The sequence below is a fragment of the Achromobacter sp. CF-sbj1-Ac2-l genome (assembly GCF_052698165.1).
Genome location: NZ_CP199855.1, coordinates 3,794,533 through 3,809,682 on the forward strand (window position 1 = coordinate 3,794,533; position 15,150 = coordinate 3,809,682).

The 15,150-nt window shown below is 65.9% G+C and carries 9 protein-coding genes; 6 read left to right on the top strand and 3 right to left on the bottom strand.

Annotated features, from left to right (window positions below):
• Positions 1-2 precede the first annotated feature (2 nt).
• Together ACUDCK_RS17170 and ACUDCK_RS17175 are read right to left on the bottom strand one after the other, a co-directional pair.
• Positions 3-5,678 (bottom strand): autotransporter outer membrane beta-barrel domain-containing protein, encoded by a 5,676-nt coding sequence (locus ACUDCK_RS17170; RefSeq protein ID WP_175166756.1) that lies wholly within the window; start codon positions 5,676-5,678, stop codon positions 3-5.
• Between the two features lie 263 nt (positions 5,679-5,941).
• A complete protein-coding gene (locus ACUDCK_RS17175) occupies positions 5,942-7,252 on the bottom strand; it encodes an MFS transporter (RefSeq protein ID WP_064525912.1) in 1,311 nt (436 codons plus the stop codon).
• A 296-nt stretch (positions 7,253-7,548) separates the two neighbouring features.
• Between ACUDCK_RS17175 and prfB the strand changes: the two genes are divergently transcribed.
• The 4 genes from prfB (at position 7,549) to ACUDCK_RS17195 (ending at position 11,330) form a co-directional block, all read left to right on the top strand.
• Positions 7,549-8,653 (top strand): peptide chain release factor 2 gene (gene prfB / locus ACUDCK_RS17180; RefSeq protein ID WP_116792170.1). Its coding sequence is split into 2 segments (ribosomal slippage): positions 7,549-7,629 and positions 7,631-8,653, totalling 1,104 coding nucleotides; the frame shifts between segments, so codons are not numbered across the junction.
• A gap of 42 nt (positions 8,654-8,695) precedes the next feature.
• Complete coding sequence (locus tag ACUDCK_RS17185; protein ID WP_064525916.1) at positions 8,696-9,451, top strand: SDR family oxidoreductase; 756 nt, start codon at positions 8,696-8,698, stop codon at positions 9,449-9,451.
• A gap of 10 nt (positions 9,452-9,461) precedes the next feature.
• Entirely contained in the window at positions 9,462-10,985 is a 1,524-nt protein-coding gene (gene lysS, locus ACUDCK_RS17190; RefSeq protein ID WP_054445149.1) for a lysine--tRNA ligase, read from the top strand.
• Between the two features lie 15 nt (positions 10,986-11,000).
• Positions 11,001-11,330, top strand: coding sequence for a preprotein translocase subunit TatB (locus ACUDCK_RS17195; RefSeq protein WP_175166755.1), 330 nt, complete (start codon positions 11,001-11,003; stop codon positions 11,328-11,330).
• A 54-nt stretch (positions 11,331-11,384) separates the two neighbouring features.
• On the opposite strand, the gene pdxR is transcribed toward ACUDCK_RS17195, so the two are convergent.
• The gene (gene pdxR / locus ACUDCK_RS17200) at positions 11,385-12,893 is read right to left on the bottom strand and encodes a MocR-like pyridoxine biosynthesis transcription factor PdxR (RefSeq protein ID WP_064525918.1); all 1,509 of its coding nucleotides are present in this window, start codon (positions 12,891-12,893) and stop codon (positions 11,385-11,387) included.
• Between the two features lie 177 nt (positions 12,894-13,070).
• On the opposite strand from pdxR, the gene ACUDCK_RS17205 reads away from it, so the two are divergent.
• Together ACUDCK_RS17205 and ACUDCK_RS17210 are read left to right on the top strand one after the other, a co-directional pair.
• Positions 13,071-14,318 (top strand): benzoate/H(+) symporter BenE family transporter, encoded by a 1,248-nt coding sequence (locus ACUDCK_RS17205; protein ID WP_054502160.1) that lies wholly within the window; start codon positions 13,071-13,073, stop codon positions 14,316-14,318.
• Positions 14,315-15,142: a YggS family pyridoxal phosphate-dependent enzyme gene (locus tag ACUDCK_RS17210; protein WP_175166754.1), complete on the top strand. Its 828-nt coding sequence runs from the start codon at positions 14,315-14,317 to the stop codon at positions 15,140-15,142. The genes ACUDCK_RS17205 and ACUDCK_RS17210 overlap by 4 nt, the downstream gene beginning before the upstream one ends.
• The last annotated feature ends 8 nt before the right edge of the window (positions 15,143-15,150 follow it).

Here is a 15,150-nt window from a genome sequence, read left to right on the forward strand (position 1 = left end):
GCTCAGAACCGGTACTTCAGGCTCAGGCCGCCCTGGGTGTCCCGGTAGCCGTGGTCGCCCTGTTGATGGGTGACGTTGGCTGACAGCGCAAGGTTGTCGCTGAGGTTGCCCGAGACGCCGATCCTGGCTTCGCCGACGTTTTCCGCACCAAGCATCCAGTTGCGATTGGCGCCCATCGTGACCCCGTACTTGTTGGTGTTGTGCAACCAGTTCAATTCAAGCGCGGTTTCGACCTGGCCGGCAAGGCTGGCGCCAGCGGTGGCCGAGCTGCTGACCATGGCCAGGCGCGCGCCGAGGCGCGTCTGGATATTGCCATCGCCCTCCCCCTTGACCGTGGTCGGGCCCGCGTCCTGCTGCACGAAAGTCCTGGCCTTGACGCCGCCGTACATGATCTGCGCTTGCGGCCGCACGCTCAGGCGGTGCTCGCGGCCGCCACCATTGCTGAAGGATGCCACGTCGATGGCATAACCGGCTTCGATCGAGGCGGTCATGCCGTCGGCCTTGTATTTTTCCTTGAGGCCGCTGCCTTCAGCACTATTGTCGAAGTAGTTGTAGAGCAGCCAGCCATCGACGTAGCCGCCGCGGTGGCTTTGGCCGTCCTGATACCAGGTGCCATACACGCCAGCGCTATAGCCGTCCACCTGACCCCGGGCGTTGCCGGTGGCGGCGTTGCGGGTCTTGCTGCGTTGCTGACCATGGCCCGCCATGAGGCCGACGCGCCACGCATCCTGGCCGTTGATACTGCCAGCGATGATCGAGCCCCCCAATTGCAGCAGGCTGCGGTCGGCACTGAAGCGGTTTGCACCGTCGAACATCATGCCGTGCGTGGTTCCCCCTGCGACCCTGGCCCAGACGCGGCCGCGCGCGCCGGTGACGGGGTCGACGGATTCGCCGCTTTCGCGATCGCTCAAGCTGGTGTTGAACAGCGTGTTCGCCGCAAGCAGGTTGCTGGCATAGGCGCCGAACAAGGGGCTGACGTTGTGATTCCTGATGTCGTCGGAGCCCGCCGACGGTCGCTTGGCGCTGGTCAGATACCAGATACCGTTGGCTTTCTTGTCGCCGTTTTCCTTGCTTTTGAGCGAATAGACATACCCGCCCGCGGTGACGTCGTTGGCAAGCACGAAGGTATCGGTGCCGCTCGCGCCCCCGGCCACGGTGATGAGGGTGATGCCTTCCACGGTCTGGCCGCCCGCGCCGCCTTCATTTTCAACGGTCACCGCGGTCTTGCCGCTGGCCACGCCTTGAATGATGAGCTGGTCGGCGGGACTGCCGTCGCCCCCCAGCACCGCGCCCAGAATCACCGCGCTGCCCTCCCTGCCTTCCCAATCGCCGTCGATGGTAAAGGTCTGCACGGCGCAAGAGTCGCAGTTCTTGAGATTGAGCGTGCCGCTGTTGAGGAACTTGCCCCTCGTGCCGGCGGCGCCGAGTTTGAGGGTGACCGGCGTGGATACCGGCGTCCCGTTGGCTTGAACGTCGTTGAATACCAGGGTCCCCTGGTTCTCGATCCCGGCGAAGTTCTGGTTCGTCGCCCCCAAATTGAGCGTGGCGCCAGGACGGATCGTCACATTGCTGGTATTGGCGATCGCGTTGACGATCGCGGTCTTGAGCGTACCCGCCTCGACGGTGGTGGCGCCGGTGTAGGTGCTGGCGGCCGCCAGTTCCAGCGTGCCCGCGCCCTTTTTGGTCAGGGTCTTGCCGTCCCACTTGAAATCATTGGTGGCCGCATCGACCCCCGACACATCGGCCAGCGCCGTCGCCAGTTTGAACGCGCCGTTTTCGGCAATGGTGAAGTTGCCGCTCGATTTATTCTTGTCGTCCTCATTCCAACGGAGCTTGTAGCTGAGTTCCAGCTTCTTGGCGTCGCCCGTCGCGACCTGGAGGCGAGGCGTCAGGTAATCGATCTCGGTCGCGCTCGTATCGAAGACGGTGACGCTGGGCGTGCCGTTGAGATGGATGCCGTTGGTATCGTTGCCAGCGGGCCCGGTATTTGGCAAGGTCAGGATCACCCGAGGCGTGTCCAACGCTTCGCTGGTGGCGGGCGGATGGGCGTCGGTCAACTTGATGGGATCGCCGGCGGCGATATTCAGGTTTCCATCTTCATTGATGTAGTCCTTCAGGTTGTCGACGCCGGGCGCCTGCCCTGTCGTGATGACGAGCGGTTTCGTTGACGGAATCGTCGAAATGAACGTGTCCGCCAAGCTGCTCAACACCCAAATGCCCTCGTTGACCTTGCCGGTGGCGTCTTTTTTGCCTTGCCTGAGCTTATAGACGTAGCCGCCCGCGGTGACCGGGCTGTCCAGCACGAAAGCGTTGGCCACGCTGCTACCCGTGGTGATGAGGGTAATGCCGCCATCGGCAGTGGTTTCGCCCCCCGCGCCGCCGACATTACGGATCTTGACTCTGGTGGTGCCGGTGGCGGCGCCAGTGATGTCGACTTTGTCGGTATTGCTGTCATCGCCCGCCAGTGCCGCGGTCAAAGAAATCAAACTGCCGACATCGCCGAACCAGTCGCCTTGGACCTGGAAGGTTTTGCCAACGGTGCTGTCGCCGGTGTCGAGCTCGAGCCTGCCGGCATTGCTGACGTTGCCGGCCAGGCTCATCGGGCTGGCGCCTTTGCTGCCCTCGCCTCTGTCATTGAACGCGATGATGCCGCGATTGGTGATGGCGCCGTGCGTGTTGCCGCCCACGGATTGGGCAAAGCCGCCCATGTTGAGCTTGGCATCCGCGGCAATCGTCAGATTGGCGCTGGTGGAGAAAGCATTTTCGGCGCCGGCTTTGAGTTCGCCATGGTTGATGATGGTGTCGCCGGTGTAGCGGTTGCTGGCTGCCAGCACCAGCGTGCCCGGGCCGTTCTTGGTCAGCGTCTTGCCGTCCCACGGCGTGGCGCCGTTGGTGTTCGCCCCCGTGTCGGCCAGCGCCGCGCCGAGCTCGAAGCTGCCGCCGCCAACGGTGAAGGTGCCGTGCGCCTTATCGGCCGTTTCGTTCCAACTGAGTTTGTAGCCGGCTTGCAGGGTCTTGCCGTCCGGAGATCTGGACACGTTGGCTGTCAAATAATCGGGTTGCGCCGCGCCGTTGAGGATGACGTTGGGCAAATCGCCCTTGATGGCCCCGGTGACGCTTGCGATCCCGACGCCGCTTTTCTCTGCCTCGGTGATGCCGGGCATCGTCATGTCCAGCGTGACGCCCTCGGCGAAGATCATGTCCCCGTCTGCGTTGACGACATATTGCGCCTTCTCTTCGGCGGTCAGCGCCCTTGAGAAATCGAAGGGCAGCGTGGTGCCGGCCTCGATCGTGGGACGGATGACGTTGTCAGTGTCCTGGTGCTCACCTGCAGAAGGGGGGGTCTGCTGCTCGGGAGCAGGAGGGGCCGGCACATCGCCATCATTATCCTTGGCGCTGCTCAGATACCAGACTTTCTGATTGGCCGAATCGGCCTTGTTCAGGAGCGAATAGACCAGGCCGTTGGCGGTGATGGTTCCGGAGCTCAGGGTGAAGGCGCCGCTTGCGCTATCTTCGCCAGCGGTGATCAGGGTGATGCCGTTTGTCGTGCCTGTCGTCCCCGCGCCATTGATATTGCGCACCTGGACTTTGGTGGAGCCGGTGGCGGCGCCGGTGATTTCGACTTTGTCGGCAACGCTGTCGTCGCCGTTGCCAAGAGCGGCGGCCAATTTGATGAGGCTGTCGGTACTGCCAGTCCAATTGCCAATGATCCGCAACGTCTTGCCAACGGTATCGTCGCCGTTGTCGAGATCGAGCGTGCCGGCATTGAGCAGGTTACCGGTCAGGCTCGCCGAATTTGTGCCCGTCTTGCCGGCATTCATGCTGTTGAACAGGATGACGCCGTTGTTGATGATGGCCCTGTCTTCGCTCCCGGCCTGGGAGAATCCGCCAAGGTTCAACGTGGCACTTGGGCCAATCGTCAGCTCGCTGCTTTTTGCAAACGCGTCCGCGATCCCGGTCTTCAGCACGCCCCCGTAGATCGTGGTGGCGCCGGTGTAAAGGTTCGCCGCCGTCAACTGCAACACGCCCGGGCCGGCTTTGGTCAGGCTCTTGCCATCCCACTTGTTGGACGCCGGAAGGTCCTTGATGTCGCTCAGCGCCGCGCCCAGGGTAAAGTCGCCGCCTTCGGCAATCGTGAAGGTACCGTGTGCCTTGGCGGGGTCTTCGAGCCAACTGAGCTTGTAGGTGGCCTGGTAGCCGATGGGGTGGGCCGGTATCACAGGCAGGAGCGGGAGCATCCCGCCGAATGTATCCTGCTTGTCGACCTCCTCTTGGGTCCGCTCCCCGCCCATTGCAATGCCGGATGCGAACGTCAGGTAATCGACCGGCGAGGTGTCGGTGACGACAATGCCGCCGACGGCGGTCTTGGCGAAATCGCCCTCGACGAAGACTTCCGATTCGACTTGATTCTGGGTAACAAACAGCAACTGATCGGTCGCGCTGCCGTCGGTGATGCCGGCCAGGTTGAACGTCGTGCCGGTTCTACTGATGGTGGCCTTGCTGTTATTGAGGATGAGCCGCAGACTTTCCGGATTGCTGGATTTCGTGCCGTCGCCTTTGAGCGCGCTGCGGGCAATGACGGAGAAGGTGCTGCCATCCTTGAAGACCAGGTCGCCGATCCGCGTCAAGCCCGTTCCCGACACCATCAGCGTAGCGCCTTCGCCAATGGCGAGTTGCGGCATGCGCATGCGATTTATCACGGCAGCCGAATCATCGGCGGGAAACAAGGTGGCCGCCAGCTTACTGCGCTGTGGCCCTTGCTTGATGTCGGCGAAACCTGTTTGGTGCGTTCCGTTCAAATCAATCCACTCTGCCGCATTATTCAAGATATGCAGCGAACTGCTGGACGAGCCGACAGGCGCATCCAGCACCACGCTGCCGTTGATGGTGGATCCTCGCTCGAGCGTGAGCAGGTTGTTGCCGCCGGTGAAGTGGAGAGCCTCCCCATAGCGGCCGTGGACCCCGCTTTCCTGGGCCTCGCCTCCTGCCGTGCCAATGCCCTGCCGCCCAAAACCGGGCGTTCCAGCGCTGATTGATCCTGCGGGCGTGGAATCGGTGAACACAATGTCCAGGTCGCTGCCCACAATGGCCGCACCGCCATCGCCGCCATTGCCGCCCTTTACCGGCGGATCTCCGCCTTCGACAGCGCCGCGGCCATTCATGCCATGGGCGCCTGCGCCCCCCTTGACTGAACCACCGCCGATGACAATCCGAAGATTGCTGCCATGAATGGCGTCCGCGCCGCGGGCGCCATTTTCGCCAACCTTGACGGCCGGGGTCCCCGCCGCGCCACCGACCAGGGCGCTGTTTACCCGCACCACGTTGTTGTCGCGCAGCGAACCGTCTTGCGTGGTGAAGACATACGCCGTTTCGCCATCGGTCGCGGACGCATAGGGCTGCTCCTTGGCACTGCCGTTGTGGCCATCCAGCCCGGCGGGCTGCGCCGCCAAGAACGGCGTGTTGTCCTTGGTCAGCAGGATGCTCTGCGTGCCAGCCGTTTTCGTGGGCGTCTCCCCTGCCACTTCTGCCGCATGCACGCCGGCCGCCTGCCCCGAGAGCGCCAGAGCGACGTAGAGGGCGGTGGTGGTTTTGCGGGGAATGAAACGCCTGGACTTGGCGTGGCTGCGGGTTGGCCGGGGCTGCAGGCGGAAAGCGGCGCGCGAGGAAGCAAGGGTCATGATGGTTTTGAACTCCGCGGCCGCTACGGTCAGAATGACCGAGGCCGAGCCGCAAAACTGCCAGGGGAAAACGCGTCAACGAGAATGAATCATTGACGCAATACTCCTCAGCATTTTCGGCACAAAACTGGCGGAAAGTTTCGCTGCCGCCTCGAAGCAAGACCAAATGACGCTCGGCGCCACAAAAGAAAACGGGCGCATCCACGAGGAGGCGCCCGTTTCGCTCGCGGCCCCATCCGGCAGGGCCCGCGCGCGCGGCTACGTTATTTGTTGACCAGCCTGGCCGGCTGCGCCAGCGCCACCAGCGCGCCGACCACCAGGCACGCGGACAGCATGTACAAGCCTGTGTTGGTGGTGCCGGTCATGTCCTTGAGCCAGCCCACCAGGTAGGGGCTGACGAAGCCCGCCAGGTTGCCCACCGAGTTGATCAGCGCGATCCCGGCGGCGGCGGCCGTGCCGCCCAGCAGCGCGGTCGGCAGGCTCCAGAACAGCGGCAGCACCGTGCAGATGCCGATGTTGGCCACCGTCAGCGCCAGGATGGCCAGCACCGTGTTGCCGCTCCAGATCGCCGAGAACAGCAGCCCCAGCGCGCCGAACAGCGCCGGAATCGCCACGTGCCAGCGGCGCTCGCGATTGCGGTCGGAGTTGCGCGCGATCAGGATCATGCCGATCACCGCGAACAGGTTCGGCACGGCCGTCAACAGCCCGATCGCCAGCGGACTCTGCACGCCGGTGCTCTTGATCAGCGTCGGCATCCAGAACCCTACGCCGTACAGGCCCATCACGAAGGAGAAGTAGATCAGCGCCATGGCCCAAACCCGCGGATGCGCCAGCGCGGCGCGGATCGGCGGGTCTTCCTTGTGCTGCTCCTCGGCCGCGATGTTGCGGATCAGCACCGCCTTCTCGTTCGCGGTCAGCCACTTGGCCTTGTTGATGCGGTCATCCAGGTAGATCAGCACCAGCACGCCGATGATCACTGACGGGATGCCCTCCAGCAGGAACAGCCATTGCCAGCCCGACAGGCCATGGTCGCCGTGGAACGTATTCATGATCCAGCCCGAGATCGGGCCGCCGATCAGGCCGGACATCGGCACCGCGGTCATGAAGAAGGTGGTGATGCGCCCGCGCCGGGCGGCCGGATACCAGTAGGTCAGATAGAGGATGATGCCCGGAAAGAAACCCGCCTCGGCCGCGCCCAGCAGGAAGCGCAGGAAATAGAACATGTGCACGCTGGTCACGAACATCATGCAGGCCGAGATGATGCCCCAGGTGATCATGATGCGCGCGATCCAGACCCGCGCGCCGACTTTGTGGAGAATGATGTTGCTGGGGATCTCGAACAGGAAATAGCCGATGAAGAATATCCCCGCGCCCAACCCGTACACCGTCTCGCTGAACTGGAGTTCCTGCAGCATCTGCAGCTTGGCGAAGCCTACGTTGACGCGGTCCAGGTAGGCCACGACGTAGCAGACGACCAACAGCGGCACCAGCCGCCACCCCACTTTGCGATAGATCCGGTCCTCCTCAGCCGCCGGGATCGCCGGCGAGACCCCGGGGGCCATAGTGTGTTCCATCAATGTCTCCTCCTCTGACGGGATAGGCCGGTCATGGACCGGCAGCTTGTCCGGTCCCGCGTCCCCAGCGGGGACATATGGGCCGGCAGACCAAGCCTAGAACCCGGTAGTTGACAAAAAACTGAACAACTATGCCCTCTGCGCGCAAACCCCTAGAACGATCCGACAGAATCGGGCGGAACCTCGGCGAAACCTTTTTTCGCCCGATCCGTCCCCCTGCATGCGAGCGGACCCGACGGGATGGCGGCTTACACGGTAAAATGCCCGGTTTCGCACAAAAGTCATCAGGAATCATCATGGAAGCCGAACGTCAGAACCAGCTCGCAGCCCGCCTCGCCGACTACGCGGAGCGCGAACAGGCTCTACGGAGGTATCTTTGACTACGATGCCAAAACCGAACGCCTGCAGGTCGTAAACGCCGAGCTCGAAGACCCGGCCGTCTGGAACGACCCCAAGCACGCCCAGGACCTGGGCCGTGAAAAGAAATCCCTCGAGGACGTGGTCGAGACCCTCACCGCGCTCGGCACGGGCCTGGCCGACGCCAACGAACTGTTCGAACTGGCCGCCGCCGACAACGACGACGCCACCCTCGAATCCATCGAGCAGGACGCCAATGGCTTCCAGGAAAAGCTGGAAAGCCTGGAGTTCCGCCGCATGTTCTCGAACCCGGCCGATCCCCTGAACTGCTTCCTGGACATCCAGGCGGGCGCGGGCGGCACGGAAGCGCAGGACTGGGCCTCGATGCTGCTGCGCCAATACCTCAAGTACGCCGAGCGCAAGGGCTTCAAGGCCGAAGTGCTGGAAGAATCCGAGGGCGAAGTGGCCGGCATCAAGTCCGCCACCATCAAGCTCGAAGGCGAGTACGCCTTCGGCTACCTGCGCACGGAAACCGGCGTGCACCGTCTGGTGCGCAAGAGCCCGTTCGACTCGTCGGGCGGTCGCCACACCTCGTTCGCCAGCGTGTTCGTCTACCCCGAGGTCGACGATTCCTTCGAAGTCGAAGTGAACCCGGCCGACCTGCGCGTGGACACCTACCGCGCCTCGGGCGCGGGCGGCCAGCACATCAACAAGACCGACTCGGCCGTGCGCCTGACGCACATCCCGACCGGCATCGTGGTGCAGTGCCAGAACGACCGCTCGCAGCACCGCAACCGCGCCGAAGCGATGCAGATGCTCAAGTCCAAGCTGTACGAACTGGAAATGCGCAACCGCATGGCCGAACAGCAGAAGCTGGAAGACTCCAAGACCGACGTGGGCTGGGGCCACCAGATCCGCTCGTACGTGCTGGACCAGAGCCGCATCAAGGACCTGCGCACCAACGTCGAAATCTCCAACACGCAGAAAGTGCTGGACGGCGACCTGGATCCCTTCATCCAGGCCAGCCTCAAGCAAGGCGTGTAAGTTCCGCGATACTTCCGTCCACCGTCCCCCGAGGGTTCACGCATGTCCGACACCATCGCAATTCTCACCGGCGCGTCGCGCGGCATCGGCGCCGCCATGGCGCGCGGCCTGGCCAAACCGGGCACCCGCCTGATCACCCTGGCGCGCCGCGAAGACCCCGAGCTGGCCGCCTACGCCCGCTCGCAGGACGCGCAGCTTGAACAGGTGTCCGTGGACCTCTCGGACCTGGCCGCGGCCGAAGCGGCCGCGCGCCGCATCTGCGACGCGCTGCCGCGCGACGCCCGTCGTTACCTGCTGATCAACAACGCCGGCACCGTGCACCCCGTGTCCGGCACCGACGCGCTGATCGACGGTCCGGCGATTGCCGCCGCCTTCAATCTGAACGTCACGGCCGTGATGCTGCTGACCGCGCGCTTCCTGGCCGCGGTCGAAGACCTCAAGGCCGACCGCCGCGTGCTCAACATCTCCTCCGGCGCCGGCCGCAACCCCAACGCCGGCTGGGGCGTGTACTGCGCCACCAAGGCCGCGCTCGACATGTACTCGCGCGTGGTCAAGCAGGAACAGGGCGAGAACGGCGCGCGCGTCGTCTCGCTGGCCCCCGGCATCGTCGACACCGACATGCAGGCCGCCATCCGTTCCAGCGATCCCAAGAGCTTCCCGGCGCTGGCCAAGTTCCAGGACTTCCACGCCACCGGCAAGCTGTCCTCGCCCGCCAACGTGGCTTCCCGCATCCTCGCCTACCTGGATCGCGACGATTTCGGCGCCACCGAAATCGACGACATCCGCAATTACGACTGATCCCCCGACCATGACCGACCACACGACCGCTCCGGCAACCGCCCAGGATGAAAACCGCTTGATCGCCGAACGGCGCGCCAAGCTGGCCAAACTGCGCGAAACCGGGGTCGCGTATCCCAACGATTTCGTCCCCGACGCCCGCGCCGCGGCCCTGCACGACAAGTACGACGACCAGACGCAGGAAGCCCTGGCCGCCGCGCCCGTCACCGTCAAGGTCGCCGGCCGCATGATGCTCAAGCGCGTCATGGGCAAGGCCAGCTTCGCCACGCTGCAGGACAGCACCGGCCGCATCCAGATCTACCTGGACCGCGGCACGCTCGGCGAAGACAGCTACGCCGCGTTCAAGCAATGGGACATCGGCGACATCATCGCGGTCGAAGGGTCGGTCTTCAAGACCAACAAGGGCGAACTGTCGGTGCACGCCGCCACGGCGCGCCTGTTGTCCAAGTCGCTGCGCCCGCTGCCGGACAAGTTCCACGGCGTGGCCGACCAGGAGCTGCGCTACCGCCAGCGCTACGTCGACCTCATCATGACCGACGCCACGCGCCGCACCTTCGAGGCGCGCAGCAAGGCCGTGGGCAGCATCCGCCAGTTCATGCTGAACGCCGGCTTCCTCGAAGTCGAAACGCCCATGCTGCACCCGATCCCGGGCGGCGCGGCGGCCAAGCCCTTCGTCACGCACCACAACGCGCTGGACATGGAAATGTTCCTGCGCATCGCGCCCGAGCTCTACCTCAAGCGCCTCATCGTCGGCGGCTTCGAACGCGTGTTCGAGGTCAACCGCAACTTCCGCAATGAAGGCGTGAGCCCGCGCCACAATCCGGAATTCACGATGATGGAGTTCTACGCGGCCTTCGCGGACTACCGCTGGCTGATGGACTTCACCGAGGAACTGATCCGCCAGGCCGCCATCTCGGCCACCGGCAGCGCCGTGCTGACCTACCAGGAACGCGAGCTGGATCTGTCCAAGCCGTTCGACCGCCTGACCATCTGCGAAGCCATCCTCAAGTACGCCCCGGGCTACACCCAGGCGCAACTGGACGACCCGGCCTTCGTGCGCGCCGAACTCAAGAAGCTGGGCGCCGACGCCGACGGCCCGGTGCTGGCGCGCGCCGGCCTGGGCGCGCTGCAGCTCGCGCTGTTCGAGGAAACGGCTGAAGCCAAGCTGTGGAACCCGACCTACATCATCGACTACCCGGTCGAAGTGTCGCCGCTGGCGCGCGCCTCCGACACCCGCGAGGGCATCACCGAGCGCTTCGAGCTGTTCATGACCGGCCGCGAGATCGCCAACGGCTTCTCCGAGCTGAACGACCCCGAAGACCAGGCCGAGCGTTTCCGCTCGCAGGTCGAGGCCAAGGACGCCGGCGACGAGGAAGCGATGTACTACGACGCCGACTACATCCGCGCGCTGGAATATGGCATGCCCCCGACGGGCGGCTGCGGCATCGGCATCGACCGCCTGGTCATGCTGCTGACCGACAGCCCCAGCATCCGCGACGTCATCCTCTTCCCGCACCTGCGCCGTGAAGACTAAGACGCGGGCGGCATCATGATCGTCAAGATCCTGATGCTGGCGGCGGTGGTTGCGGCGCTGTTCTTCATGGTGATGCAACCCCGCCGCGGCCGCGGCCGCGGCGGCTACGCCACGGGCCCCGCGCCCGCGCGGCGCACGCCGCTGTTCATCGCGCTGTGCCTGGCCACGGCGCTGGCCCTGACCGGCACGCTGGTCACCGCGGTGATCTGGATGGGCAGCGTTGCCGGCGGCGTGACCGGCGGCGGCTACCGTGGCGAAGCCGATTTCCTCCTGACCATCGCCGGCGCCCTGCTGGCGATCGCCGTGGCCTGCGGGGTCGGCGCCTTCCTCAAGCGCAAGGGCTGATCCCGCGCCTCGGGCCGTCCACAAGCGACCGCCCTCCGCGGCGCCATGCCCACCCTACCCCTTCTTCCTTATCGCGACCGCCAGGCGCCGCATGGCCAGGTCGATCTCATGCGCGCTGAGCGAGGCATAGCCCAGCAGCCAACCTTGCAGCGCGGGCGTATCCGCATACAACCGCGCCAGGCCTGGCAGCACCAGCCCCGCCTGCGCGGCGCGGCGGATGGTGTCGGCCTCGGACCATCCCGGCTCCAGCAGGCACGGCACCTGCAGTCCGCCTTCGGGACGCAGCGCGCGCGCCACGCCCGCCAGATGCTTTCCGACCGCGTCCAGCATGGCCTCGCGCCGCGCCGCGTACAGCTTGCGCATGGCGCGCACGTGGGCGTTGTAATGGCCATCGGCCATGAAGCGCGCCAGCGTCAGTTGCAGGACCTGCGGTGTATGGCCGTCGACGATGCTGCGCGCGCGGCTGAAGGCGCCGACCAGCTCGTCCGGCAGCGCCATGTAGCCCATCCGCAACCCCGGATAGAGCGTCTTGCTGAAGGTGCCCAGGTAGATCGTGCGGCCGTGCCGATCCAGGCCTTGTACGCACGCGGTCGGCAGGCCGTCGTAGTGGAATTCGCTGTCGTAATCATCCTCGATGATCCACTTGCCGTTTTCGGCCGCCCAGCGGATCAGGTCGAACCGCCGCTCCAGCGACAGCGTCGCCCCGGTCGGATACTGGTGCGACGGCGTCACATAGACGCAACTGGCGCCGCTGCGGTCGGCCCGCAGCAGGTCGGTGCGGATCCCGTGCGCATCGACGTCGATCGGCACCACCCTGGCCTCGGCGAACTCGAACGCCTTGCGGGCGCCGAAGTAGCCCGGGTTCTCCAGCAGGATCGGCTTGCCGGCATCCGCCAGCAACTGCGCGCACAGGAACAGCGCCTGCCGCGTGCTGCTGAGCACCACGATCTGCTCGGCACGGATCCGGGCGCCGCGCTCCAGGTTCAGATAAGTCGCGATCGCGCGGCGCAAGGGCTCGGCGCCCTGGGGATCGCCGTGCAGCAGCACATGGCCGCGATGGTCCTTCATCACCTGCCGCTGCAAGCGCTCCCACACGTCCGTCGGGAAGGTGCGGGTCTCGGGCAGCCCGGTGGCGAACGCCTGGATCGTCTGCTGGTCGGTCACGCCGCCGCTGTCGAAGATCGCGCGGCCGCGCCGGCTCAGGCCGGCCGCCGGCGCGGACGGTTGCGCCGTCGCCCGGCGTTCGCGCTGCGGGGCGCGGCGCCGCGCCGAACCGCGCAGTTCGGTGCCGATGGTCTCGGACACATAGCTGCCCGAGCCCTTGCGCCGCGCGATGAAACCGTCGCGCTGCAACTGCACGTAGGCATTCTCGACCGTGTCGCGGGCCACCCCCAGCAACTGCGCCAGCGCGCGGGTGGCGGGCAGCTTCACGCCGGGATCCAGGTCGCCGTCCAGCACCAGCGCGCGCAAGGCGCGCTGGATGCGCAAGTGCAGGTCGAGCGGCGCCAGGTCGGCGTCGCCCATACGGATTTTCAGCGTCTCAAGCGCGAAGGTCTTGCTCATGGGGTCTGCCCGCGGGCGATGAAAGGGTTACTGGCAGCCTGCCATTCCAGGCGAGGCAGAAGTCGTCGCAGCGAAAAAGTGGTCTGGCACGCATTACCAAAGTGTACTGCCTTGACAGTCCAATGCCGCGCTACAAAGTGGTCTGCCATTCAACCTTTCCCGCTTCCCACCGCCCCCATGTCATCGCCTAGCGCCTCTTCCCTGTTCCCGCGCGACCTCGTCCACCCCATCGTCGCCGGCCTGATCTCGGTCATCGTCAACTACGGCGGCACCTTCATCCTGGTGTTCCAGGCCGCCAAGGTCGCCGGCCTCAGTCCGGCGCTCACGGCCTCCTGGGTCTGGTCGGTGTCGATCGGCGTGGGCATCACCGGCATCGTGCTGAGCTGGCTCAGCCGCGAACCGGTCATCACCGCCTGGTCCACGCCCGCCGCCGCCTTCCTGGTCACGGCCCTGGCGACCACGCCGTATGCCGAGGCCATCGGCGCCTACCTGGTCTCGGCCGCCGCCTTCGTCCTGCTCGGGCTGTCCGGCTGTTTCGACAAGGCCATCCGCCTGATTCCTCCGGGCGTCGCCGCCGGCCTGCTGGCCGGCATCCTGCTGCCCTTCGGCATCGGCGCCTTCGGCGGCATGAGCCTGGACCCGCTGCTGGTGGGCTGGCTGATCCTGGCCTACGTCGCGCTCAAGCGCTACACCGCGCGCTACGCCGTGGTCGGTATCCTGGTGTCCGGCCTGGCGCTGCTGCTGGCGCAGGACCGGGTCGACCTGTCGGGGCTGCGGCTGGAGTTCGCCGCCCCCGTCTTCACGGCGCCCGAGTTTTCGCTCAATGGACTGTTGAGTGTGGCGCTGCCGCTGTTCCTCATCACGCTGACGGGCCAGTACATGCCCGGCATGCTGGTGCTGCGCAACGACGGCTTCAAGACCAGCGCCAATCCCATCGTCACCCTCACCGGCCTGGGCTCCCTGCTGATGGCGCCGTTCGGCTCGCACGCCTTCAACCTGGCCGCCATCACCGCCGCCATCTGCACCGGCCGCGAAGCGCACGACGACCCGTCCAAGCGCTGGATCGCCGGCATCGCCGCGGGCGTCTTCTACATCCTGGTCGGCATCTTCGGCGTGACGCTGGCCGCCGTGTTCATGGCGCTGCCCGCGACCTTCATCACGACACTGGCGGGCCTGGCCCTGCTGGGCACCATCGGCGGCAGCCTGGCCAGCGCGCTGGCCGACGCCAAATCGCGCGAGGCCTCGCTCATCACCTTCCTGGCAGCCGCCGCCAACATCAAGCTGTTCGGCATCGGCGGCGCCTTCTGGGGCCTTGTGATCGGCCTGCTGGCGCACGCCCTGCTCAATGGGCGCCTGCCGCGGCGCGCGGCCCGTTACACTGCATCGACGCGTTCCGACCCCGCGCACAAGCAACTGGTGAAATGATGACGACTTGCCCCGACAGCGCCGCGGCCACGCCAGCCGACGGCGACACCCAGACCCGGCACGACCAGCATGGCCGCTATCCGCAGGCCCTCAGCGTCGAGGATTTCCAGCACAACCTGGCGACGATCCGCGCCCGCATGGCGGCCGCCTGCGATCGCGTCGGGCGCGATCCGGCCAGCGTGCAATTGCTGCCGGTCAGCAAGACCATGGACGAATCCCGCATCCGGCTGGCCTACGCCGCCGGCTGCCGCCTGCTGGGCGAGAACAAGGTGCAGGAAGCGCACCGCAAATGGCAGAACACCACCGACCTGGCCGATCTGCGCTGGTCGGTCATTGGCCACCTGCAGACCAACAAGGCCAAGCTGGTCGCGCAGTTCGCGACCGAATTCCAGGCGCTCGACAGCCTGCGGCTGGCCGAGGCGCTGGACCGGCGCCTGCAGGCCGAGGGCCGCGCGCTGGACGTATTCGTGCAGGTCAACACCTCCGGCGAGCCCAGCAAGTATGGACTGGCGCCCGACGACGTGGCGGCCTTCCTCCAGGCGCTGCCGGCCTACTCCGCGCTGCGCGTGCGCGGCTTCATGACGCTGGCGCTGTTCTCCAGCGAGGCCGAGCGCGTGCGCCAGTGCTTCGTGCTGCTGCGCGGCCTGCGCGACCGTCTGCGCCAGGAGGCGCCCGCCGGCATCCGCCTGGACGAATTGTCGATGGGCATGTCCGGCGACTTCGAGATCGCCATCGAGGAAGGCGCCACCCTGGTGCGCGTCGGCCAGGCGATATTCGGCGCGCGCGCGCTGCCGGACAGCCACTACTGGCCGGGCAGCGCCTGACCCGCCAG